The following is a 23,315-nucleotide window of genomic DNA, read 5'->3' on the forward strand; positions in this document are numbered from 1 at the left end:
CGGGGTGGTGGAGCCAGGCGTATCAGCCGACGTGTGCGGCGCCCAGGCGCGGCAGTCCGTGTTGCAAGACACCGCCGATGGTGTGGAAGGATCCGAAGACCACGATTCTATCAGTGGGGTCGGCGGCCTTGACCGCCGCGTCGAGCGCCTGCTGCGGATCGCTGCTGCAATGCAGCACTTCCACAGGCAGCGGTGCCGCGCCTGCAGGTCGCGCGGCACGGGCGGCCCGCAGGACGGAACACAGCGCTTCGGCCGTGGCAGCGCGGGGTGTCGGCAGGTCGCACAGGTACCAGACATCGACCAGTGGCAGCAGCGGGCCGACCAGACCGGCGAGGTCCTTGTCGGCCATGGCACCCAGCACGGCATGCGTGCGCGGGAAGTAGCCCATCTGGTCAAGGTTCTGTGCCAGAACGGCGGACGCATGCGGGTTGTGCGCCACATCCAGCACCAGCGCCGGCTGGCCAGGAACGACCTGGAAGCGCCCCGGCAGTTCCACCATCGCCAGACCATTGCGCACCGCCTGGGCCGGCACCGACAGGCGCGGTCGCATCGCGTCCAGCGCCGCGAGCACACCCGACGCGTTGATCAGCTGGTTCGCACCACGCAGTGCCGGGTAGGCCATCGCGTTGTAGCGGCGCCCTCGCCCGCTCCAGTTCCACTGCTGGCGATCGCCCGCGTAGTTGAAATCGCGACCGAAGCGCCACAGGTCTGCACCCAGCGCTTCGGCATGGTCGATCACGCTGCGCGGCGGCACCGGATCGGACACGATCACCGGCCGACCGGCCCGCATGATCCCGGCCTTCTCGCGGCCGATGGCCTCGCGGTCCGGGCCGAGGTAGTCCATGTGGTCGAGGTCGATGCTGGTGATGATGGCGCAGTCGGCATCGATGATGTTGACGGCGTCCAGCCGCCCGCCCAGACCGACTTCGAGGATCACCACGTCCAGCGGCTGCGCGGCGATGCAGTGCAGGATGGCCAGCGTCGTGAACTCGAAATAGGTCAGCGATTCGCCCTGGCGTGCCGCTTCGACCGCGGCGAAGTGCGGCAGCAGCACCTCGGCCCGGACCACGTCGCCATTGAGCCGCAGCCGCTCCTCGAAATGCACCAGATGCGGCGACCCGTACACCGCGGTGCGGTAGCCGCCCTGCAGCAGGATGGCTTCGAGCATCGCGCAGGTCGAGCCCTTTCCATTGGTGCCCGCCACCGTGTAGACCGGCACGTCGAACTGCAGGCCCAGCCGCTCGCGCACGCGCTGCACCCGGTCGAGGCCGAGCTGGATGGTCACCGGGTGCAGGCGCTCGCAGTGCGCGAGCCAGTCGGACAGGGTCTGGGGCATGAAGATCTCTTCGAAAAACCGAAGGGGCGTCTTGCGACGCCCCCGTGAGCACAGCGCGTGGAATGCGGGTTCAGGACACCGCGTCCGCGCTCTGGCGCTGCAGCATGGCCAGCAGGCGGGCGACGGTCTGGCGCAGCTCGCGGCGGTCCACGATCATGTCCAGCGCGCCCTTCTCGATCAGGAACTCCGAGCGCTGGAAGCCTTCCGGCAGCTTCTCGCGCACGGTGTTCTCGATCACGCGCGGGCCGGCAAAACCGATCAGCGCCTTCGGTTCGGCGATGACCACGTCACCCACGAACGCGAAGCCCGCCGACACGCCGCCCATGGTCGGGTCGGTCAGCACGCTGATGTAGGGCAGCTTCGCCTTGCCGAGGCGGGTCAGCGCGGCGTTGGTCTTGGCCATCTGCATCAGCGACAGCAGGCCCTCCTGCATGCGCGCGCCACCCGTGGCGGTGAAGCAGACGAACGGCACCTTCTGCTCGATGGCTGTCTCGACCCCGCGCACGAAACGCTCGCCGACCACCGAACCCATCGAGCCGCCCATGAAGTCGAACTCGAACGCGGCGGCGACCAGCGGAATGCTCAACACAGAGCCGCCCATCACAACCAGTGCGTCGGTCTCGCCGGTGGCCTCCATGGCTTCCTTCAGACGCTCAGGGTACTTCTTGCTGTCCTTGAACTTCAGCGCATCGACCGGCAGGACTTCCTGGCCGATCTCGTAGCGGCCTTCGTCGTCGAGGAAGCCGTTCAGGCGGGCGCGGGCGTCGATGCGGTGGTGGTGGCCGCACTTGGGACAGACGTTGAGGTTGCCCTCCAGGTCGGTCTTGTAGAGCACCGTCTCGCAGGACGCGCACTTGACCCACAGGCCTTCCGGCACCGTGCGGCGCTCGCTGGGTTTGGTCTGCTGGATCTTGGGGGGCAGCAGCTTGTCGAGCCAACTCATGCGGTTTCTCCTTGGAGGGTATCCAATGCCGCACGGATCTCGCGGAGGAAACCGGCAGCGACCGGTACCACCCGCTCGCGCGGTTCGTTTTCGATCAACTGGATGATACGGGAACCGATCACCACCGCGTCCGACACACGGGCCACGGCGACGGCGGTTTCTGCGTCCCGGATGCCGAAGCCGACGCCCACTGGCACGCTCACCTGGGCGCGGATGCGCGGCACCATGCGCGCGACCGCGTCGGTGTCGAGGTGACCGGCGCCGGTCACGCCCTTGAGCGAGACGTAGTAGACGTAGCCTGTGGCGATGCGGCCGACTTCGGCCATGCGCTGGTCAGTCGACGTCGGAGCGAGCAGGAAGATCGCATCCATGTCCGCGGCGCGCAGCCGTGCGGCGAAGGCTTCGCATTCCTGCGGCGGATAGTCCACGACGAGCACGCCATCGACGCCAGCCTTCTTCGCGTCGTCCACGAAGCGGTCCGGCCCGTAGCACTCGACCGGGTTGGCATAGCCCATCAGCACCACCGGCGTCGTCGCATCCGTCTCGCGGAAGGCGCGCACCATCTCCAGCACGTGCGCCGTGCTGATGTGCTTGAGCAGCGCGCGCTCGCTGGCGCGCTGGATCACCGGGCCGTCGGCCATCGGGTCCGAGAACGGAACGCCGAGTTCGATCACGTCGGCGCCCGCCGCGACCATGCCGTGCATCAGGTCGACGGTCACATCGGCGTACGGATCGCCTGCGGTCACATAGGGAATCAGCGCCTTGCGGCCCTGCGCGGCCAGGCGCGCGAAGGTGGTCTGGATGCGGCTCACAGCGCACCTCCCTTGACGCTCTGCCCGCGACACGACGGGCGGCAGTAGAAATCGGCCCCCGACAGGTCGGCGACGGTGCCGATGTCCTTGTCGCCACGGCCGGACAGGTTGACCAGGATGTGCTGGTCCGGACGCATCGTCTTCGCCAGTTTCATCGCGTAGGCGACCGCGTGGCTCGACTCCAGCGCCGGGATGATGCCCTCGGTGCGGCAGAGGTAGTGGAAGGCCTCCAGCGCCTCCTTGTCGGTGATGCCCACGTACTCGGCGCGACCGATGTCCTTCAGATAAGCGTGCTCCGGGCCCACGCCGGGGTAGTCCAGCCCGGCCGACACGGAGTGCGTCTCGGTGATCTGGCCGTTGGCGTCCTGCAGGATGTAGGTGCGGTTGCCGTGCAGCACGCCGGGCTTGCCGAGTTGCAGCGAAGCCGAATGCTTGAGCGTGTCCAGACCCTCGCCCGCCGCCTCGACGCCGATCAGGCGCGTGCCTTCATGCGGAATGTAGGGGTGGAAGATGCCCATCGCGTTGCTGCCGCCGCCCACGCAGGCGACCACGGCGTCCGGCTGGCGGCCTGCGGGGCCACCCAGCTCGGCGATCAGCTCCGGCATCTGCGTCAGGCATTCGGTGCCGATCACGCTCTGGAAGTCGCGCACCATGGCCGGATACGGGTGCGGGCCCGCGACCGTGCCGATGATGTAGAAGGTGTTCTCGACGTTGGTGACCCAGTCGCGCATCGCCTCGTTGAGCGCGTCCTTCAGCGTCTTGCTGCCCGACTCGACCGGCACGACACGGGCGCCCAGCAGGTGCATGCGGTAGACGTTCGGGCTCTGGCGCTTGACGTCCTCGGAGCCCATGTAGACCACGCACTCCATGCCGTAGCGCGCGCAGATCGTCGCGGTCGCCACGCCGTGCTGGCCGGCACCGGTCTCGGCGATCACGCGCGGCTTGCCCATGCGCTTGGCGAGCAGGGCCTGGCCGATGGTGTTGTTGACCTTGTGCGCGCCGGTGTGGTTGAGGTCTTCGCGCTTGAGGTAGATCTGCGCGCCGCCCATCTCGCGGCTCATGCGGTCGGCGTGGTAAACCGGGCTGGGGCGGCCGACGAAGTGCTTCAGCTCGCGCCGGAATTCGGCGATGAACTGCGGATCGTGGCGGTAATGCTCATAGGCGCCGCGCAGTTCGTCGAGCGCGTGGCTGAGGGTTTCAGCGACAAAACTGCCGCCGTAGACCCCGAAATGCCCGCGGGCATCGGGTTGGTCGTAGGTAAACATGGTGACTCTCGGGAAATTCAGTATCCGCTGTCGGCGTCCGCCCGTCGGGCATCGGCTTCGCGGACCGCTTCGCAGAATTGGCGCATCAGCGCGGCGTCCTTGACGCCCTTGCCGACTTCAACGCCGGAACTCACGTCCACGGCACAGGGCCGCACGCGAAGCACGCCATCGATCACATTGGCATGATTCAACCCACCAGACAAAACGACCGGACGGGACACGCCTGACGGAATGAGAGACCAATCGAAAACCTTTCCGCCTCCGCCATACCCCTCGACATGCGCGTCGAGCAGGATGGCCTGGGCGCTGGAGCAAGACTGTGCAAAGTCTAACAAATCAAAGCCCGGCATCATGCGCGCGGCGCGCAGATAGGGGCGCCCGGGGGCTTCGCACTGTGCGAGAGTTTCATCTCCGTGGAACTGGAGCAGCAAGGTCGGGATGGCCGCGCAGGCTTCGGCGATCTGCGCCGGCTCCGCGTTCACGAACAGACCGACCGGCGTGACGAACGGGGGCAGGCGCCGCACCAACTGCACGGCACGCTCCAGCGACACGTACCGCGGGCTGCGGGCATAGAACACCAGCCCGATCGCATCGGCACCGGCCGCCACGGCCTTATCGACGTCCTGTTCGCGGGTCAGGCCACAGATCTTGATGCGGGTCCGCGCGGTCAGGCCCGACGGCGGAAAGTCAATCGAAACGCTCATCGGACGTCACCAGCGAGAAAAGGGAAACCGGGCGAGCAGTGCTCAGCGCTGCCAGCCACCAGGCAACCAGTCGAACCCCGCCGTGCGGGTCGGCAAGCCATGGTGCGCATCGTAGCGGGGTCCGAGAAAGTACAGGCCGTCTGCGGCAAAGGTCGGGGCAGCGCGCTCGCGCCGGCGGGACGCGAGCACCTCGGCCACCCAGTCGCTCGGCCGCGTGCCCGTGCCGACCGCGATCAGACAGCCCATGAGGTTGCGGATCATGTGGTGCAGGAAGGCCACCGCCTCGAAATCGAAGCGCCAGTAGGCCCCGTGGCGCACGATGGAGATCTCGCGCATCAGCTTCACCGGCGACAGCGCCTGGCAGTCGGACGAGCGGAACGCGGAGAAATCGTGTTCGCCGATCAGGTGGGCCGCGGCGCGGCGCATGGCCTCGGCCTCCAGAGGCCGGAAGGTCCAGCCGACCGAGCCCTTCTCGATGGACGGTCGCACCGGCGACTCCACCACGATGTAGGCATACCGCCGCCCGCGGGCGAGGTTGCGTGCATGGAAATCGTCACTGACCGGAGAACACCACTGGACCGCGATGTCGTCGGGCAGATAGCGGTTGGTGCCGCGCACCCAGGAGAACGGTTCACGGTCCCGGTCGGTATCGAAGTGGACCACCTGGTTGAGACCGTGCACGCCCGTGTCGGTGCGACCGGCACAGAGGGTCTGGATGGGCGCCACCGCGAACCGCGACAGCGCCTTTTCCAGATGGTCCTGAACCGTGCATCCGTCAGGCTGGCTCTGCCAGCCGTGGTAGGCGGTGCCGCGGTAGGCGACGCCTAGCGCGAGGCGCAAGGCGTCGCACCTGCCCGGACACCCACCAGCCGGCGCATCACGCCAGCTTGTCCAGCATGGCCTGCGCCTTGGCGCGCAGATCCCCATCGGACTTCTCGATCACTTCCTGCAGCATGTCGCGCGCAGATTCGGCATCGCCGAAATCGAGGAACTCCTTGGCCAGTTCGATCTTGCGCGACAGCGGATCAGCGTCCTCGCCATCGACCAGCATCGGATAGGCATCCATGGCCCCAGACGAGGTCGTCGGCTGCAGATCGAAGTCGAGCGACAGTCCGCCCATGTCGATCTTCTGCAGATCACCGGCTTCCGTGATCGGCTCGCTGATCTCGGGCAGATCGTGCAGTTCGAAATCCAGACTGCTGTGACCCGAATCGGCCGGCACATCCAGCGAACTGGACATGCCTGCGACACCAAACGCGCTGGCAGCCGTGGCGGCAGCGGTGGCACCGAACGCACCATGCCCGGTCGACAGGGGACTCGACACCGGTGGCAGCGAGTCCATCGGACCCGGAACCGAGATGTCGAGGTCGATGGAGGCCGAACTGCCCGACGGCGTATCAGCCCCCAGATCGAAATCGGGGATGGCGCTGTTCTCGAACCGGGAGGGCGACGGCACCACCGATTGCGGCATGGTGCTGGCCCCCAGCATCTCGCCACCACCGGATTCCGACGCATAGCCGGAGTGCGGCTGACCACCCTGCTCGTACAGCGGGTTGTCCGGATCGATCGAGCGACCCAGTTCCTGCGCGCGCAACCAGTCTTCGCCCTGGCCGCCGGTCAAGCCGTACAGTTCACCCGCCAGCAGTTCGTAGCCCTTGGTGTCGCGGCGCTTGGCATAGACCTCCAGCAGCTTGGTACGAATGGCGAGGCGCTCCGGATTGGCCCGCATCGCTTCCTTGAGGATTTCCTCGGCTTGCAGGTCGCGGCCGTAGGCCAGGTACACATCGGCCTCGGCGACCGGATCGACATCGCCGATCGCATCGATCTGGCTCAGCGAATAGCTCATCGACGACGGTGTTCCCGCGGCATCACGGGTATCGACGCGCTGGCCACCACTGGCGCCAAAGAACGAATCCGGCTGGAGGCGGCTTTCCAGGAAGGATGTGACGCCGGCTTCATCCTTGTTCTTGCCACGCAGACGGTAGTAGCCCAGTCCGGCCAGGATGGCCAGGATCAGACCGGCACCCGGCAACAGCATCGGATTCTCGGACAGCGAGTCGATCAGCGACGGCTCTTCGGCCGGCGTGGTGTCCATCGGCATGGCCGGACGCGACGCAGCGGGCACCACCGGCACCACGGCCGGCGCACTCGCCACGACCGCAGGAGCCGGTGCAGAGGCCACGATCGGCAGCGGCTCCTTGGCCGACGCCGCAGCGACCACCATCGGCGCCGAAGCCGCAACCACCGGGGCGGAGGCCAGCTCAGCAGGCTTTTCGGGCGCCTTTGCCACGACAGCCGGGCCGGAAGCCGCAGCGGCCGCCTTGCCGGTGCCAGCCGCTGCAGCGCCAGAGGCCGCCTGCAGCTTCTTCAGCTCATCCAGATTGCGGGCAAGCTCGTTGACACGCGAACTGGCTTCCTTTTCGGCTCGTTGCTTGACGACGGTCTCTTCCGGAGTCGTCGTCTGGCCCTTGCCCGCCGTCTTCGGCTTGTCGAGTTGCAGCCGATCCGGCTTGGCCACGCCCGCAGCACCGCTTTCGACCACTTCCGTGCGCACCTGCCCGCCAGACTTGCGGGTCGGCTCGACAGGCTTGACCTGCTCGGGCACGGCACCCGCCAGTCGCTGGCGATAGGCATTGAAATTGGCGCTCTGCACCTGGACGAGGCGCCGGGCCTCGCGCGCATCGACGCTGCCGAGCTGCTGGGCCGACGGAACGGTCAGCACCGCGCCGGAGCGCAGCCGGTTCATGTTGTTGCCGATGAAGGCTTGTGTATTGCCCTGGTACAGGCCGACCAGCATCTGGTCCAGGGAAATGCCTTCGACCTGCAGCTTGCTGGCAACGTTCGACAGGGTGTCGCCCGACTTGACCTGGTACTCAGTCCCGCTGCCCGCGGCGGCATTGGCTGCCGGGGCTGGCACAGGAGACGGTGCAGCAGGTCGACGGACAGGCGCCTTGGCGAGCGCAGCCGGCTCGGCCGATTCGGCAGCCGCCGGCGCTGGTGCCAGGCGCTTCATCGCTTCGGCGCGTGCAGCAGCCTCGGCGGCAGCAGACGCAGCCAGTTCGGCCTTCGTCGGCCGCGCGGGTGCGGCGGCCACCACGGCCGGCGTCGCCGGAGCCGCTGGCGCACGCGCCACGGACGGCGGATCGAACAGCAGCGTGTATTCGCGCAGCAGTCGGCCGCTCGACCAGGACAACTCCAGGATCACATCGACAAACGGCTCCTGGACGGAACGGTCGCTGGTGATTCTCAAATAGGGTGTGCCATCGGCACGGCGCTGCAACGACACCGCGGTGGACGGCAGAACGGCGTTGTAATCCACACCGGCAATCCGGTAGGCATCCGGCGGTGCGACCCGCACCCGCAGATTGGCGGATTCGTCCGGCGTGAGGCTGGTGACGTCGATCTCGGCCCGCAGCGATTCGCCCAAGGCGGATTGAACGCTCAAGCGGCCGAGACTCAAGGACCAGGCGGATGGCGCGGCACCAAGTGCTGCGACCACCGCGACCACGGCCGCCACTTCTCTCAGAGCCAAACGCCCCGTGCGCTTCGTCTGGGTATTCAAGGCGTCTCCCAAGCTGCGAATCATGGAACCATTCCGTTTTTTCGCACCAGTCAATACGAGCAATAAGCGCTCAAAATGTCCGAAAAGACAATAGCATCAAGCAGATACAAAGACAAGCTCATGCTCTGCCTGACATTCTGAGCATCTCGCACGATTACCGTCTCTGAAAATATGCACGTTGCCACCCGGCAACGTGCATATCCCGGCAACGCTTACGCGTCCAGCAGGATGCGCAGCATGCGGCGCAGCGGTTCGGCCGCGCCCCAGAGCAACTGGTCACCGATGGTGAAGGCGCCAACATACTCCGGACCCATCGCCAGCTTGCGGATGCGGCCGACCGGAATCGTCATCGTGCCCGTCACCGCCACCGGCGTCAGATCACGAATCGTGGCCTCACGGGTATTCGGCACCACCTTCACCCACTGGTTGTCGGCCGCGATCATGGCCTCCAGATCGGCGACCGGCACATCCTTCTTCAGCTTGAAGGTCAGCGCCTGGCTGTGGCAGCGCATCGCGCCGACGCGCACGCAGAAACCATCGACCGGGATCGGCGCAGAGTCGAAACCCTCGCCCAGACCCAGGATCTTGTTGGTCTCGGCCATGCCCTTCCACTCTTCCTTGGACTGGCCGTTGCCCAGGTCCTTGTCGATCCACGGGATCAGCGAGCCGCCCAGCGGCACGCCGAAGTTCGCGGTCTCGGCCGAGGTCAGGGCACGCTGCTTGGCGATGACCTTGCGGTCGATCTCCAGGATCGCGCTCTTCGGGTCGTCCAGCAGCGCGCGCACTTCGGCGTTCAGCGTGCCGTACTGCGTCAGCAGCTCGCGCATGTGCTGCGCGCCGCCACCGGACGCTGCCTGGTAGGTCTGGGTGCTCATCCACTCGACCAGACCGGCCTTGTAGAGCGCGCCCACGCCCATCAGCATGCAGCTCACGGTGCAGTTGCCGCCCACCCAGTTCTTGCCGCCCTTGGCCATCGCGTCCTTGATCACCGGCATGTTGACCGGGTCGAGGATGATGACGGCGTCGGATTCCATGCGCAGCGTCGAGGCCGCATCGATCCAGTGGCCGTTCCAGCCCGCCGCGCGCAGCTTGGGGAACACCTCGGAGGTGTAGTCGCCACCCTGCGCGGTGATGATGATCTCGCAGCGCTTGAGCGCCTCGATGTCATACGCGTTCTGGAGTTTCGTCTCGTTCTTCGCCATCGCCGGGGCCGCGCCGCCGGCGTTGGACGTCGAGAAGAACAGCGGCTCGATCAGGCCGAAATCGCCCTCGGCCTGCATGCGGTCCATCAGGACGGAGCCGACCATGCCGCGCCATCCGACCAATCCTACGAGTTTCATGTGATGCCCTTTCCGGTATTCGACCTGCCCCGCCGACTCGCATCGCCGGGGTTGAGAGGTCTGGGCGAGACGAGGCGGAGCCGATCAGCTCTTGGTAATGCCTTTAATGCCCTGGGTGACAGCAGCCACGACCGCGTCCCCCATCTCGCGCGTGCCCACTCGCGTCGTCCCCTCCGACCAGATGTCGGGCGTGCGATAGCCCTCGGCCAGCACAGCGCGGACAGCCGACTCGATGCGGTCGGCGGCCTCGGGCTGTTGGAGTGAATAACGGAGCATCATGGCAGCGGACAGGATTGTAGCCAGTGGATTGGCCACGCCCTTGCCGGCGATGTCCGGCGCGCTGCCGTGGCTGGGTTCGTACAGGCCCTGGCCCTTCGCGTTAAGCGAAGCTGAAGGCAGCATCCCGATCGAGCCGGTCAGCATCGCCGCCTCGTCCGAGAGGATGTCGCCGAACATGTTGCCGGTGAAGAGCACGTCGAACTTCTTCGGCGCCTTGACGAGCTGCATGGCCGCGTTGTCCACGTACATGTGGTCGAGCGCGACGTCCGGGTACTCCTTGTGCACCTCGGTGACCACGTCCTTCCAGAACTGGAAGGTCTCCAGCACGTTCGCCTTGTCCACGCTCGTCACACGCTTGCTGCGCTTGCGGGCAGCCTGGAAGGCGACGTGGGCGATGCGTTCGATCTCCGGACGGCTGTAGCGCATCGTGTCGAAGGCTTCCTCGGCGCCGGGGAAGTGCCCGTCGGTAGCGATGCGGCGGCCGCGCGGCTGGCCGAAGTAGATGTCGCCGGTCAGCTCGCGGATGATCAGGATGTCCAGCCCCGCGATCAGCTCGGGCTTCAGGCTGGAGGCGCCGACGAGTTGCTCGTAGCAGATCGCCGGGCGGAAGTTGGCGAACAGGCCCAGGTGCTTGCGCAGACCCAGGATTGCCTGCTCCGGGCGCAGCGAGCGCTCCAGCGTGTCGTACTTCCAGTCGCCGACGGCGCCAAACAGGATCGCGTCGGAGGCCTTGGCGAGGTTCAGCGTCGACTCCGGCAGCGGGTGGCCGTGGGCCTCATAGGCGGCGCCGCCGACCTTGGCCTCTTCCATCTCGAAGGGCAGGTCGAGCACGTTCAGCACGCGGACCGCTTCGGCGACGATTTCGGTGCCGATGCCGTCACCGGGGAGAACTGCGATTTTCATGGTCATGGGACAGTCTTTCTTGATCAGGTTCAGCGCAGCTCAGCCCACCAGACGGTGGTTGAGCCACGGCTTGGCGGCCAGGCGCTCGGCCTCGAAGGCGCGGATCTTGTCGGCGTGGCGCAGCGTCAGGCCGATGTCGTCAAAGCCGTTGGTCAGGCAGAACTTGCGGAAGGCCTGCACCTCGAACGGAATTTCCTCGCCGTCGCCCTTGACCACCACCTGCCGCGGCAGGTCGATCGTGAGCTGGTAGCCGGGGAAGGCGTGGACCTCGTCGAACAGTTTCGCGATGACGCTTTCCGGCAGCACGATCGGCAACAGCCCGTTCTTGAAACAGTTGTTGAAGAAGATGTCAGCGAAGCTGGGGGCGAGGATGGCGCGGAAGCCGTACTGGTCGAGCGCCCACGGTGCGTGCTCGCGGCTGGAGCCGCAGCCGAAATTCTTGCGCGCCAGCAGCACCGAGGCGCCCTGGTAGCGCGGCTGGTTCAGCACGAAGTCCGGGTTGGGCTTGCGCACGACGTGTTCCTGGCCGGGCTGGCCCACGTCGAGGTAGCGCCACTCGTCGAACAGGTTCGGGCCGAAGCCGCTGCGCTGGATCGACTTGAGGAACTGCTTGGGGATGATGGCGTCGGTGTCGACGTTGTCGCGGTCCATCGGCGCGACCAGACCCTTGTGGACGGTGAAGGCTTGCATGGTGGTGTTCCTTGAATCCGGTGAGTCCGCCGTTCAGGCGAGGTGGCGCACGTCGACGAAGTGGCCTTCCAGCGCGGCCGCCGCGGCCATCGCCGGGCTGACGAGGTGGGTGCGGCCACCGGCGCCCTGGCGTCCTTCGAAGTTGCGGTTGCTGGTCGAGGCGCAGCGCTCGCCCGGCTCCAGCCGGTCCGCGTTCATCGCCAGGCACATCGAGCAGCCCGGCTCGCGCCATTCGAAGCCCGCCGCCTTGAACACCTTGTCCAGCCCCTCGCGCTCGGCCTGCGCCTTCACCAGACCCGAGCCCGGCACGACCATCGCCACCTTGACGTTCGCCGCCACCCGCTTGCCCAGCCGGCGCACGACGGCCGCGGCCTCGCGCATGTCCTCGATGCGGCTGTTGGTGCAGGAGCCGATGAAGACCTTGTCGACGTGGATGTCGGCCAGCAGCTTGTTCGGCTCCAGGCCCATGTACTTCAGCGCCCGCTCGATCGCGTCGCGCTTGACCGGGTCGCGTTCCTTGTCGGGATCCGGCACGCGCTGGTCGATCGGCAGCACCATCTCGGGCGAGGTGCCCCAGGTGACCTGCGGGATGATCTGCGCCGCGTCCAGCTCGACCACGGCGTCGAACACCGCATCCGCGTCGGACTGCAGCGTCGACCAGTAAGCCACCGCCTGCTCCCACTCGACGCCGGTCGGCGTGAACGGGCGGCCCTTGACGTAGGCGATCGTCTTGTCGTCCACGGCGACCAGACCGGCGCGTGCCCCTGCCTCGATCGCCATGTTGCACACCGTCATGCGGCCTTCCATGCTCAGCGCGCGGATCGCCGCGCCGCCGAACTCGATGGTGTAGCCGGTGCCGCCCGCCGTGCCGATCTTGCCGATGATGGCCAGCACGACGTCCTTGGCGCCGCAGCCCAGCGGCAGCTGGCCGTCGACGCGCACCAGCATGTTCTTCGCCTTCTTGGCCAGCAGCGTCTGCGTGGCCAGCACGTGCTCGACTTCGCTGGTGCCGATGCCGTGCGCGAGTGCGCCGAACGCGCCGTGCGTCGACGTGTGGCTGTCGCCGCAGACGACGGTCATGCCGGGCAGCGTGGCGCCCTGCTCCGGGCCGATGACATGGACGATGCCCTGGCGGCCGTCCATGAACGGGAAGTAGGCCGCCGCGCCGACCGCCTTGATGTTGGTGTCGAGCGTGGTGATCTGCTGGCGCGAGATCGGGTCCTTGATGCCGTCGTAGCCGAGTTCCCAGCCGGTGGTGGGCGTGTTGTGGTCGGCGGTGGCGACGATGGAGCTGGTGCGCCAGACCGGGCGGTTGGCCAGGCGCAGGCCCTCGAACGCCTGCGGGCTGGTGACTTCATGCACCAGGTGGCGGTCGATGTAGAGCACCGAGGTGCCGTCTTCTTCGGTGTGGACGACGTGCTCGTCCCAGAGCTTGTCGTAGAGGGTGCGTCCGGTCATGGGGGGCTCACGTTCTCGGTAGGTGGAGGGCAAAAAGGAGGACAACGGGGAGGACAGAGAAATTCGACAAAGCGGCGCACGACCGCGGGCAGGACATCCTGCTCGCGCACGCCGACGAGGTATTCGCGCTGCGCCCAGGGCTCGTCCAGCGCGATCCGGTTCAGGCGGAACAGCCGCGCCAGCCGCTCGGCCACGGCCGACGGCATCAGCGCGATCCCCAGCCCCGCCTCGACGAGCTGGGCGATGGCATCAAAACCGCGCACCTGCATCCGCGTGCGCAGCGCCCGGCCCTGCTCGGTGGCCTGGGCCAGGATCATCTGCTGCAGCGCCGCGCCCGTGTGCTGGCCGACGAAATCGAAGTCGAGCAGTTCGGCAAAGCGCACCTGCGTCCGGCCCGCCAGCGCGTGGCCGGCCGGCGTGATCAGCACCAGCGTGCCTTCGCGGTAGTGCCAGGTCTGCAGGCGCGACTCCAGCAGCGGCGGCACGAAGATGCCCACGTCCGCCCGCCCCTCGGCCACCGACCGCTGCAGTTCGGCGCTGGTCTGGTCTTCGAGCGTGATGCGGATGTCGGGGTGCGCACGCGAGAAGGCGGCGAGGTCGGGCGGCAGGCATTCGGCAATCGCGGATGCATTGGCGACGACACGCAGGTGGCCGCGGATGCCACGGGAGTATTCGGCGACCTCGTCTTCCATCGCGTGCAGCGAAGCGTGCAGGCTGCGGATGTGGCGCACCAGCGCGTGGCCGGCGGCGGTCAACTCCACGCCGCGGGCGCGGCGGTCGAACAGCTGCACGCCGAGGCGGGATTCCAGATCGCTCAGCCGCTTGCTCGCCGCCGCCAGCGCCAGGTGCTCGCGCTCGGCGCCGCGCGTGATGCTCGCCGTCTCGGCGATCGCGAGGACAAGGTTGAGCGTGACGAGGTCGAAGCGCATGGGAGCGCCATCTTGCCCGAACGTGGCCAGGCCGGCGGTCGGCAATCGACGAGCCAGCCTTCGTTCAGCGCGAAGGCTGAAGCCAACTCAAGCCGCCAGCGTGCGCCGGAAGAACGCCAGCGTGCGCTGCCACGCCAGCTTCGCCGAAGCGTCGTCGTAGCGCGGGGTGGTGTCGTTGTGGAAGCCGTGCTGCACCCCTGGGTAGACGTGCGCCTCGTAGGCCACGCCTGCCGTCTTCAATGCCGCTTCGTAGGCCGGCCAGCCCGCGTTGATGCGCTCGTCGTCGCCGGCGTAATGCAGCAGCAGCGGGGAACGGATGCGCGCCACTTCAGCCGCCGCGGGCGCTCCACCGTAGAACGGCACCCCACCCGCCAGATCCGGCAGCCGGGTCGCCAGATGGCTGACGATGGTGCCGCCGTAGCAGAAGCCCACCGCACCGACCCGCGTGGCACTGCCGGCCAGCGTCTTCAAGTGCGCGTGGGCGGCCACGAAGTCCTCGCGGGCGCGGGTCTGGTCGAGCCTGGCGAACAGATCCCGCGCCTTGTCCTCGTCACCCGGGTAGCCACCGAGCGGGGCCAGGGCGTCCGGGGCGAAGGCTGTGAAACCCTCGACGGCGAAGCGGCGTGCCACATCCTCGATGTGCGGGTTCAAGCCACGGTTCTCGTGGACCACCAGCACGGCCTGCACCTTCTCGCGGGCCTGCGCCGGTTGGGCCAGCAGACCCTTGACGACACCGTTGCCCAGGGGAGACGGCACCTCGATGTGGCTGGTGCGGATGCGGGCGTCCGTGGGCGAGACCTGCTGTGCCGCAGCGAAAGCGGGACTGAGGGCGGCCAGCAAGCCGGCGGCGGTCGTGCCGACGGTGGTGTAGCGGGCAGCGCCGTCCAGGAAGCCGCGCCGGCTGAGCTGCCCGTGCACGTACTGGTCGAACAGCTTCAGGACAGCGGGATCGAAATCGCGGGCGGTGAGGCGTTCCATGTCGGCACTCCAGTCAGGTCAGGCTGAGACCAGGACAATAGCCGACGTCGCCAGACACCCACGCCACAACGGAAAAAGCCCTGAAACCACAAGCATGCACTTGCAATTTCAGGGCTTACCCGTTCTGGCGGAGACGGAGGGATTCGAACCCTCGATGCACTTTTGGTACATACTCCCTTAGCAGGGGAGCACCTTCGGCCACTCGGTCACGTCTCCGGCGAAGAGATGAGACTATAGCGCAAATTCGGACTGTCTGTAAACCAGTCAGCCGAACAATCAGTGGGCACACGCCACACGGCCACCGCTCATGGCGGGCCACCCAGCCAGCGCACCGACCGCAGCGCCGCCTGCCCCGGCGCCGACACGAAGTAGTTCAGGTGGTGGCAGGCGACGTTCCGGACCACCGGCGCCACCGCACGGCCAGACCCTACCCCGAGAATGCTCGGGACGGCGACCGCGATGTCATTGCGCTGGTGCGCGAACAGCGCATCGAAGAGCGGCCCCTTGCCGGCCTTGGCCAGCATGCGGGCAAAGAAGGCGTCGGAGGGTTCCTGGTAGGCGTCCACGTCACCCGCCAGGATCGTGTAGGGAATGCCGGGGTCGGGACTCGCGTTCAGGGTGCGGATGAAGTCGGAGTCCGGGTCCATCTGCTCCAGCGTGGGCGTGACCCGCTTCGAGCGGTTCAGCAGCAGCATCACCGCGCTGCTGAAGGGCACCAGCACCGGCACGTAGTTCAGCGACAGCCCCGTCAGCAGGCTCAGGATCTTGCGTGCGCCATCGAACTGGCCGAAGGGTGAGCCGTGGTTGGGGGTTCCGCAGAGGACGAGGTGGTCCACGACCTGGTTCCCGCCTTCGCGCTCGATGAACCAGCGCGACACCAGCCCGCCCATCGAATGCACCAGCAAGGTCAGGCGCTTGCCGTCCCCCGCCTGCAGACCGACAGCCGCCAGATCGGCCTGGAGCTGCCGCGCGGTATCGGCGATCGGCGTGCTGAGGTTCTCGTAGTCGTAGGTCAGCACCAGATCGAAGGTCCGGTCCAGCCCGCAGGCCTGCACGCCCGTGGCCATGCCCTCGGTGTCGCCGATGATGCCGTGGACCAGCAGCAGGATGTTCCGTGCCGTGGCAACCCGCTCCGCCAGGTCGCCCTGCTGGTAGCGGAAGGTGCCGTCCGGATCGAACTCGAGTCGACGCAGCTGGTTGACGCTGCGCTGCCGCAGCCATGTCTTGAAGAAATACAGCTTGAGCGAACCGCCCAGGCTGCGCCGCTGGTCACCGATGTCCGGCAGATGATCGACGGTGACGTGGGTGCAGCCCTCGTCGTCCTGCGCCGAATCGCCGCCGAGAAAGACATGCCGACCATCGCTGACCAGCGCCAGCAGGCCCTCGTCCGGCTGCAGCGGCACCTTCAGCACGATGTCCAGCGGCTCGTCCGCGAGTGCGGAGCCCTGCTGGATGTCCGTCAGTTCGAGGATGTTCTGCGGCTCGCCGCGGGTGGTGGAAAAGTTGAGCAGCGACAGGCCCTGCCGCGCGAAGGCCTGGCAGAAATCCGACGAAGCGCCGATGCCGCGGGACGCGGCCTGCGCAGACGCCAGACTCACCTGCGCCGTCACCTTGGGGTGGGCCTTCACGACGATCTGACCGCCTGCGATCGACAGATCCTGCGGCCCCACCGCATCAAGCCGGCGCACGACGCGAATCCTCAGCTCACGGGTGAACCATTCGTTCTGGTGCACCAGCTTCGGGCGGCTTCGACCCATGCCGCGGACCAAGGCTTCGGGCTGAATGCTTCGGGTGGGCGACTCGATGTGCCCCAGAACGAGCGCGCCCTGCCCCAGCAAGAAGTCGTCGATCCGCTCGGTGCTGACGACCAGCTTGATCTGCTCGATCGATTCGTTCTGGCCATCCTCCAGAAAGAACGTCTGGTCGGGGTCACGCCCCCAGAGCGTCACCCATTGCTCGCCAGGAGGGACCGGGTCATTCGACAGGATGCGTATCTCGAACGCCGTGGAAAAGTACATCAGCGTGAAGTGCAGGGGCTGGTCAGTCCGGTTGCGGACCCGGATTTCGCCACGCAATGCCTCCCAGACTCCGCCGGACTGCACCAGGTCCAGCACGATGTCGCTGCTGGGCCAGACATGCTCGCTGCCGCCCGCGAGTTGCTCGGCGAAGTGGAGGTCCACCTTGGACAGATCCATCGCCGTGGCCGGATTGCGCAGGCCCAGCGTGCGCTCCCATTGCGCCACCTGCCGAAGTGCGGGCAGCAAGGCTTGGGCAGCTTGGTCGGCACCGCCGCCCAGTCCGGCACCCTGGATGAGCAGATCCGTCTCGCGCTGCAGCAGAAGCAGCTGCCCCGCTCCCTCGCGCAGCAGATAGGCCCCCGCATGGGCGACCTCCGTGAGCGCGACACCCACCGAAGCATCGGCATCCAGGGCCTTCTCGAGTGCGCTGCGCTGGTCGACCTTCCCTTCGAAGGCCACCAGCAGCGGCGCCACCGGCAGGCTGGTGATTTCGGCCCGGTAGCGGACCGAGGACGGGCTCTCGAACCCGAGCGTGATCTCGCTCTTCTGCGGCCCGACCTGCACCGTGGTAGCGCTGCCCGCGACCCGGGCCTGGTCGTCCTCGGGGTAGAGGCGCAGCGTGACGGGCTTGTCCGGATCGGTCGGCACACCCTGGATCGCGCCGGCGTCCATCCTCCAGCGTCCCTGATCGGCGTAAACGCTGTAGCGGCGGCCGGTCGTCGAAGCACGCCGGCCGAGGAACCCGGTCGCCGCGCTGAAGCCGCCGGCCGTCTCGAACTGCGGATCCTGGTCATCCGCCCGGCTGCGCACGGCCGCGCGGCAACGCACGAACAGGTCCGCGTAGGTCAGGTCGCTGCCGGACTTGTCCAGCACCTCGATCAGCGTGCTGGTGAAGACCCCGCTGTTGTCGGGCGACTCCTGCGCGAGCTGCGTGCGCTCGCAGGCGGCCAGCAGGATGTGCGGGCTGGTGGGAATCCAGAGCGGTGTGCCGGACGTTGCAAGCTGGGCATAGTGGCCGTCGAGATAGCTCTCCAGCGGCCGCTCCCGCGTGACTTCGTGGGTGACCCGTGGGCGCAGGCCCCGAAAGGCATCGGCGCCTCGGGTGCCGGAGCCAGAGTGGCAGCAGTCGAGGATGACGGCGACGTGCGCGCCCCGCCCCGACACTTCGGCGATCAGGACGGCGAGTTCCTTGTCCGCCAGGTCGTAGCCACCCGGCCGGCGGCTGTCCACGCAGACCAGGCCTTCGTCCTTGCCATCGGGGTAAAAGTCATGGAACGCCGCGGCCGAAGCCCAGCGCGCACCGTGGCCGCAATAGTGGAACACCGCCACGTCGCCCGGCCCCACCTTGCCCAGGTGCTGGCGGAATGCGCGGATGAGGTTGTCGCGGGTCGCGTCGGCGTCCTTCAGGACTTCGATGCCGAGGCGGGATGGGTCGAAGTTCCGGACAAGGTAGTCGCGGAAGTGGTCCACATCGTTCACGCAACCGGACAGGGCGCCGACGCCCGGCGGATAAGCGTTGATGCCGACCAACAGCGCACGGACCTGACTGGACATGGTGACCTCCTGCCGAAATGCAGAAAGGTTAGATCCGGATCGACTCCCCGGAACACGCCGGCTCCTCAACCCTGATGACGTCGCGGCCCGCGTCGCGCCTGAAAAGCGAAAACGGAGCGCTGGTGAGGCGCTCCGTTTTCAGGGGCTGCCCGGATGCACCGGGCGTGTCCGTCAGGTCGGCAGGATCAGGCGGGTTCGCCGTCCAGACCGAAGGCCTTGTGCAGGGCGCGCACGGCCAGTTCCATGTACTTCTCGTCGATCACGACCGAGGTCTTGATCTCGCTGGTGGTGATCATCTGGATGTTGATACTCTCGTCGCTGAGCGCACGGAACATCGTCGACGCCACGCCGGCGTGCGAGCGCATGCCGATGCCGACGATCGAGACCTTGCAGATCTTGGTGTCGCCCACCACGGCCGCCGCGCCCAGCGCCGGCACCACTTCGGACTTCAGCAGCTCGAACGCGCGCTGGTAGTCGTTGCGGTGGACGGTGAACGAGAAGTCGGTCTTGCCGTCGTGCGAGACGTTCTGGATGATGACGTCCACATCGATGTTGGCCTCGGCCACGCGGCCCAGGATGCCATAGGCGATGCCGGGCTTGTCCGGCACGCCCAACACGGTCAGCTTGGCTTCGTCGCGGTTGAACGCGATGCCCGACACAACGGCTTGTTCCATCTTCTCGTCTTCCTCGAAAGTGATCAGGGTGCCCGACTTGGCTTCTTCCTCGATGGCGATGTCCCACGGGGTGAAGCTCGACAGCACACGCAGCGGCACACGGTACTTGCCGGCAAACTCGACCGAGCGGATCTGCAGGATCTTGGAGCCCAGCGAGGCCATCTCCAGCATCTCCTCGAAGGAGACGGTGGCCAGGCGGCGGGCTTCCGGCACGACCCGCGGGTCGGTGGTGTAGACACCGTCCACGTCGGTGTAGATCAGGCACTCGTCGGCCTTCATCGCCGCAGCCACGGCCACCGCCGAGGTGTCCGAACCGCCACGGCCGAGCGTGGTGATGTTCATGTCCTCGTCGACGCCCTGGAAGCCGGTGATCACGACCACGCGGCCGGCGTCCAGGTCGGCGCGCACGCGGGCGTCGTCGATGCTCTGGATGCGCGCCTTGGTGTAGGCCGAGTCGGTGCGGATGGGCACCTGCCAGCCGGAGTAGCTGACGGCGTCCATGCCCTCGGCCTGCAGGGCCAGGGACAGCAGACCGACCGACACCTGCTCGCCAGTGCAGGCGATCATGTCGAGTTCGCGGGTGACGGCCGCCGTCTGGACCGACGGGGACACTTCGCGGGCCAGGCCGAGCAGGCGGTTGGTCTCGCCGCTCATGGCGGAGGGCACGACCACCAACTGGTGGCCGGCGCGGGCCCACTTGGCCACGCGCTTGGCAACGTTGCGGATGCGCTCGGGCGAGCCCATCGACGTGCCGCCATACTTGTGAACGATCAAAGCCATGGGGTTGTGGCTCGCTGGGGAGTCGAAAAGCTCACGATTTTAGCCGGTTCCCTGCGTGGTGGAATGCCCAGTGTGGTGCGCATGCCAGTGCAGCGCGACCTGGGGCCGCCCATCGGGCGCCACCACGCGCGCATCCATGCCGAGTCCCGGGACGAACACGAGCTGTTCGCCGCAGAACAGCAGCGGCCCGCCACGCCCTTGCGCCGGCACGCCAGCCAGCTGGTACTGCTTCTTCAGCGCCCGGGGCGGCGTGCCGGCGGCACGCTGGAACTGCTCGCCGCCCGACCGCGGTCGTGCCGTCAACGTCGCCAGACCATCGAGCGCGACACCGCCCTGCGCGACCGGCTCGATGTGCAGCACGCCGCCAAAGGTCGGCAGCGGAAAGCACCGCTCGGCGCGCAGATCCGGCAAGGCCACCGGGGCCACCCGTTCGGCTGCCGGCAGCACCGGCATGCCGGGAATCCAGCGGAGCACGCCGCGCCACAGGCGCAGTTCACCCATTCCGGCCATCGGCCAGCGGGCGTCGGTGCAGGTCGGCAGTTCCCGCGACAGGCGGTCCAGCCAGCTCGCCCGTGGTGGCTCACCCACCGTGCGCTGCAGCCACAGGTGCAGCAGGTTGCGCAGCCGCGCGCCGCCCAGCGCCACGGCTGCCGCCGCGTCCAGGCCGTCCTCGGCCGCCACTGCACCCAGGTCGATCTCGGCCAGCGCCTGCAGACACTCGGCCGCATCCTGCGCATGGCGGGCGGCGTCGCCCAGCACCTGGGGCGCCTGCGGGAAGGCCTGTGTCAGTGCCGGCCACAGGTGCAGGCGCAGGCGGTTGCGGGCGTAGCGGGAATCGGTGTTGCTGTCGTCCTCGATGTGCCGCAGGCCGTGCTGCGCCACGTAGGCTTCGATGGCCGCCCGCGGATGCTGCAGCCACGGGCGCCGCCAGCAGATGCCCTCACGCCAGATGGATGCCGGCATCGACGCCAGTCCTGCCGCGCCGGCGCCGCGCAGGGCCTGCAGCAGGAAAGTCTCCGCCTGGTCTTCCCGGTGGTGGGCGAGCAGCACGGTGTCGCAGCCCGTCGCCCGGGCCATGTCCGCCAGCGCGGCGTAGCGCCCGCTGCGCGCCAGCGCCTCGATGCTGCCGCCGGGGCTCGGCAACAGATCCAGATGGCGCGCATGGAATTGAAGATCAGCGCCCTGCGCTCGCCACTGCACACATTGCTCGGCGCAATGCGCCAGCCAGTCGTCGGCGTGGCGGCTCAGTCCGTGGTGGACATGGAAGGCGTGGATCGGATGGAGCTGGCCGGTGGCATCGGCCAGCGCCCGCGCTGCACGCCAGGTCGCATGCAGCAGGGCAATCGAGTCGCGCCCGCCGCTGCAGGCCACAGCCAGCGGGCGGGGCGTCACGGACAGATCAGGCCTTGGTGTCGGTGTACCGGCCGTAGCTGCGCAGGCGGTTGTAGCGGTGGTCCAGCAGTTCCTTGGTCGGCAGATCGACGACCTGGCGCAGCGCGTCGTTGAGCGCACGCTTCAGATAGGCGGCCATCTGCTTGTGGTCGCGGTGCGCGCCCCCGACCGGCTCGTTGACGATCTTGTCGACCAGGCCGAGCGCCTTCAGGCGGTGCGCCGTGATGCCCAGCGCGTCGGCGGCGTCGCTGGCACGCTCGGCCGTCTTCCACAGGATCGAGGCACAGCCTTCCGGCGAGATGACCGAATAGACCGAGAACTGCAGCATCAGCACCTGGTCGGCCACGCTGATGGCGAGCGCGCCGCCGGAGCCGCCTTCACCGATGATGGTGGTGATGATGGGCACTTCGAGCTGCGCCATCTCGAAGATGTTGCGGCCGATCGCTTCGGACTGGCCGCGCTCCTCGGCACCGATGCCGGGGTAGGCACCGGGCGTGTCGACGAAGGTGAACACCGGCAGACCGAACTTCTCGGCGACCTTCATCAGGCGCAGGGCCTTGCGGTAGCCCTCGGGGCGGGCCATGCCGAAGTTGCGGGCAGCGCGCTCCTTGGTGTCGCGGCCCTTCTGGTGGCCCAGCACCATGCAGGCGCGGCCGTTGAAGCGTGCCAGACCACCGACGATGGACTGGTCGTCGGCGAACGAGCGGTCGCCGTGCAGTTCCTGGAACTCGGTGAAGATCTCGTTGACGTAATCCAGCGTGTAGGGACGCTGGGCATGGCGCGCGATCTGCGTGACCTGCCACGGCGACAGGCTGGAGTAGATGTCCTTGGCGAGCTGCTGGCTCTTCTTGGACAGGCGGTCGATCTCTTCGGAGATGTCGACGGCCGACTCGTTTTGCACGTAGCGCAGTTCCTCGATCTTGGTTTCGAGTTCGGCGATCGGCTGCTCGAATTCGAGGAAATGTTTCTTGCTCATATGCATTGATCCTTCTGGGTCAGTACTTAAGTTTAGTACGTGACGGGCAACGGGTCGAGACTTCTCCAGACATACCAGGTCGCCACCGACCGGTACGGCGCCCACGCATCGGCCACTTCGCGGGCCTCGGCGCGTGAGACTGGCTCGCCGCTGAAATAGTTCAGGCTGATGCCCTTGATCAGGCCGACATCGTCCAGAGGCAACACATTCGGGCGCATCAGGTAGAAGATCAGGAACATCTCGGCCGTCCAGCGGCCCACGCCGCGGATCGCCACCAGCTCGTCGATGATGGCTTCGTCACCCATGGCATCCCACTGGATCTGCTGCAGCCCGCCCTCGGCAAAATGGCGCGCCAGATCGCACAGGTACTCGACCTTGCGCGCCGACAGACCCGCGCTGCGCAGCACCGGCTCCGGCAGCACCAGCACGGCCGCTGGCGTGATCAGGTAGCGCGAGCCGACACCGAGTGCCACGAACCGCGTCCAGACCGACTGCGCCGCCTTGACCGAGATCTGCTGGCCGACGATCGAGCGGGCCAGCGTGGTGAAGGCGTCGCCACGGCTCTGCAGCCGCACGGCCCCGAAGCGCTCGACGAGCTTGTTCATCACCCGATCGCGCCGCGACAGGTGACCGCAGGCGTCATCCCAGTAGGGCGGCGTGACCAGCAGCGGCTCACCGCCCTCGTCCACAGGAGTTTTGCTCATGGAGGGAGACTCGGTGGC

General features: G+C 67.4%; 18 protein-coding genes and 1 tRNA gene. All 19 read right to left on the reverse strand.

All coding sequences use genetic code 11. The annotated features are described in order from the left end of the window. Positions 1-22 precede the first annotated feature (22 nt). The 19 genes from folC to BDD16_RS00595 all read right to left on the reverse strand — a co-directional run bounded on the left by folC (position 23) and on the right by BDD16_RS00595 (position 23,297). Positions 23-1,336 (reverse strand): bifunctional tetrahydrofolate synthase/dihydrofolate synthase, encoded by a 1,314-nt coding sequence (folC, locus tag BDD16_RS00505; protein ID WP_179632044.1) that lies wholly within the window; start codon positions 1,334-1,336, stop codon positions 23-25. A 70-nt stretch (positions 1,337-1,406) separates the two neighbouring features. After that, positions 1,407-2,279 (reverse strand): acetyl-CoA carboxylase, carboxyltransferase subunit beta, encoded by an 873-nt coding sequence (gene accD / locus BDD16_RS00510; RefSeq protein ID WP_179632046.1) that lies wholly within the window; start codon positions 2,277-2,279, stop codon positions 1,407-1,409. After that, positions 2,276-3,091 (reverse strand): tryptophan synthase subunit alpha, encoded by an 816-nt coding sequence (gene trpA / locus BDD16_RS00515; RefSeq protein ID WP_179632048.1) that lies wholly within the window; start codon positions 3,089-3,091, stop codon positions 2,276-2,278. Before trpA ends, accD begins: the two co-directional genes overlap by 4 nt. After that, positions 3,088-4,356: a tryptophan synthase subunit beta gene (trpB, locus tag BDD16_RS00520; protein WP_179632050.1), complete on the reverse strand. Its 1,269-nt coding sequence runs from the start codon at positions 4,354-4,356 to the stop codon at positions 3,088-3,090. The genes trpA and trpB overlap by 4 nt, the downstream gene beginning before the upstream one ends. A 17-nt stretch (positions 4,357-4,373) precedes the next feature. Then, complete coding sequence (locus BDD16_RS00525) at positions 4,374-5,060, reverse strand: phosphoribosylanthranilate isomerase (protein ID WP_179632052.1); 687 nt, start codon at positions 5,058-5,060, stop codon at positions 4,374-4,376. Between the two features lie 42 nt (positions 5,061-5,102). After that, positions 5,103-5,900 (reverse strand): tRNA pseudouridine(38-40) synthase TruA, encoded by a 798-nt coding sequence (gene truA, locus BDD16_RS00530; RefSeq protein ID WP_179632054.1) that lies wholly within the window; start codon positions 5,898-5,900, stop codon positions 5,103-5,105. Positions 5,901-5,937: 37 nt separating this feature from the next. Then, entirely contained in the window at positions 5,938-8,646 is a 2,709-nt protein-coding gene (locus tag BDD16_RS00535; RefSeq protein WP_445683266.1) for a motility hub landmark protein FimV, read from the reverse strand. A gap of 188 nt (positions 8,647-8,834) precedes the next feature. Beyond that, positions 8,835-9,962, reverse strand: a complete 1,128-nt coding sequence (gene asd / locus BDD16_RS00540) for an aspartate-semialdehyde dehydrogenase (RefSeq protein ID WP_179632056.1) — start codon at positions 9,960-9,962, stop codon at positions 8,835-8,837. 84 nt (positions 9,963-10,046) lie between these two features. Then, positions 10,047-11,144, reverse strand: coding sequence for a 3-isopropylmalate dehydrogenase (leuB, locus tag BDD16_RS00545; RefSeq protein ID WP_179635928.1), 1,098 nt, complete (start codon positions 11,142-11,144; stop codon positions 10,047-10,049). A 39-nt stretch (positions 11,145-11,183) separates the two neighbouring features. After that, positions 11,184-11,834: a 3-isopropylmalate dehydratase small subunit gene (gene leuD / locus BDD16_RS00550; RefSeq protein ID WP_179632058.1), complete on the reverse strand. Its 651-nt coding sequence runs from the start codon at positions 11,832-11,834 to the stop codon at positions 11,184-11,186. Between the two features lie 33 nt (positions 11,835-11,867). Further along, a complete protein-coding gene (leuC, locus tag BDD16_RS00555) occupies positions 11,868-13,292 on the reverse strand; it encodes a 3-isopropylmalate dehydratase large subunit (protein WP_179632060.1) in 1,425 nt (474 codons plus the stop codon). Beyond that, positions 13,289-14,221, reverse strand: coding sequence for a LysR substrate-binding domain-containing protein (locus BDD16_RS00560; protein ID WP_179632062.1), 933 nt, complete (start codon positions 14,219-14,221; stop codon positions 13,289-13,291). Before BDD16_RS00560 ends, leuC begins: the two co-directional genes overlap by 4 nt. A gap of 87 nt (positions 14,222-14,308) precedes the next feature. Further along, entirely contained in the window at positions 14,309-15,199 is an 891-nt protein-coding gene (locus tag BDD16_RS00565; RefSeq protein ID WP_179632064.1) for a dienelactone hydrolase family protein, read from the reverse strand. A 125-nt stretch (positions 15,200-15,324) separates the two neighbouring features. Further along, positions 15,325-15,415 (reverse strand) — tRNA-Ser (locus BDD16_RS00570). 89 nt (positions 15,416-15,504) lie between these two features. Beyond that, the gene (locus BDD16_RS00575; protein WP_179632066.1) at positions 15,505-18,771 is read right to left on the reverse strand and encodes a caspase family protein; all 3,267 of its coding nucleotides are present in this window, start codon (positions 18,769-18,771) and stop codon (positions 15,505-15,507) included. A 185-nt stretch (positions 18,772-18,956) separates the two neighbouring features. Beyond that, a complete protein-coding gene (locus tag BDD16_RS00580) occupies positions 18,957-20,225 on the reverse strand; it encodes an aspartate kinase (protein WP_179632068.1) in 1,269 nt (422 codons plus the stop codon). Between the two features lie 39 nt (positions 20,226-20,264). Further along, the gene (gene tilS / locus BDD16_RS00585) at positions 20,265-21,617 is read right to left on the reverse strand and encodes a tRNA lysidine(34) synthetase TilS (RefSeq protein ID WP_310732757.1); all 1,353 of its coding nucleotides are present in this window, start codon (positions 21,615-21,617) and stop codon (positions 20,265-20,267) included. Positions 21,618-21,624: 7 nt separating this feature from the next. Then, a complete protein-coding gene (locus BDD16_RS00590) occupies positions 21,625-22,593 on the reverse strand; it encodes an acetyl-CoA carboxylase carboxyltransferase subunit alpha (protein WP_179632070.1) in 969 nt (322 codons plus the stop codon). Between the two features lie 32 nt (positions 22,594-22,625). Continuing rightward, positions 22,626-23,297 (reverse strand): DNA-3-methyladenine glycosylase family protein, encoded by a 672-nt coding sequence (locus tag BDD16_RS00595; RefSeq protein ID WP_179632072.1) that lies wholly within the window; start codon positions 23,295-23,297, stop codon positions 22,626-22,628. Positions 23,298-23,315: the final 18 nt, after the last annotated feature.

Source organism: Sphaerotilus montanus (genome assembly GCF_013410775.1).
Classification (GTDB): Bacteria; Pseudomonadota; Gammaproteobacteria; order Burkholderiales; family Burkholderiaceae_C; genus Sphaerotilus; species Sphaerotilus montanus.

Excerpts from the sequence above, each read along its gene's own strand:
- leuB (WP_179635928.1), bottom strand. The coding sequence starts at position 11,144 with ATGAAAATCGCAGTTCTCCCCGGTGACGGCATCGGCACCGAAATCGTC.
- accD (WP_179632046.1), bottom strand. The coding sequence starts at position 2,279 with ATGAGTTGGCTCGACAAGCTGCTGCCCCCCAAGATCCAGCAGACCAAA.
- leuC (WP_179632060.1), bottom strand. The coding sequence starts at position 13,292 with ATGACCGGACGCACCCTCTACGACAAGCTCTGGGACGAGCACGTCGTC.
- leuD (WP_179632058.1), bottom strand. The coding sequence starts at position 11,834 with ATGCAAGCCTTCACCGTCCACAAGGGTCTGGTCGCGCCGATGGACCGC.
- BDD16_RS00565 (WP_179632064.1), bottom strand. The coding sequence starts at position 15,199 with ATGGAACGCCTCACCGCCCGCGATTTCGATCCCGCTGTCCTGAAGCTG.
- folC (WP_179632044.1), bottom strand. The coding sequence starts at position 1,336 with ATGCCCCAGACCCTGTCCGACTGGCTCGCGCACTGCGAGCGCCTGCAC.
- BDD16_RS00590 (WP_179632070.1), bottom strand. The coding sequence starts at position 22,593 with ATGAGCAAGAAACATTTCCTCGAATTCGAGCAGCCGATCGCCGAACTC.
- asd (WP_179632056.1), bottom strand. The coding sequence starts at position 9,962 with ATGAAACTCGTAGGATTGGTCGGATGGCGCGGCATGGTCGGCTCCGTC.
- BDD16_RS00580 (WP_179632068.1), bottom strand. The coding sequence starts at position 20,225 with ATGGCTTTGATCGTTCACAAGTATGGCGGCACGTCGATGGGCTCGCCC.
- BDD16_RS00535 (WP_445683266.1), bottom strand. The coding sequence starts at position 8,646 with ATGATTCGCAGCTTGGGAGACGCCTTGAATACCCAGACGAAGCGCACG.
- BDD16_RS00525 (WP_179632052.1), bottom strand. The coding sequence starts at position 5,060 with ATGAGCGTTTCGATTGACTTTCCGCCGTCGGGCCTGACCGCGCGGACC.
- BDD16_RS00595 (WP_179632072.1), bottom strand. The coding sequence starts at position 23,297 with ATGAGCAAAACTCCTGTGGACGAGGGCGGTGAGCCGCTGCTGGTCACG.
- trpB (WP_179632050.1), bottom strand. The coding sequence starts at position 4,356 with ATGTTTACCTACGACCAACCCGATGCCCGCGGGCATTTCGGGGTCTAC.
- BDD16_RS00560 (WP_179632062.1), bottom strand. The coding sequence starts at position 14,221 with ATGCGCTTCGACCTCGTCACGCTCAACCTTGTCCTCGCGATCGCCGAG.
- BDD16_RS00575 (WP_179632066.1), bottom strand. The coding sequence starts at position 18,771 with ATGTCCAGTCAGGTCCGTGCGCTGTTGGTCGGCATCAACGCTTATCCG.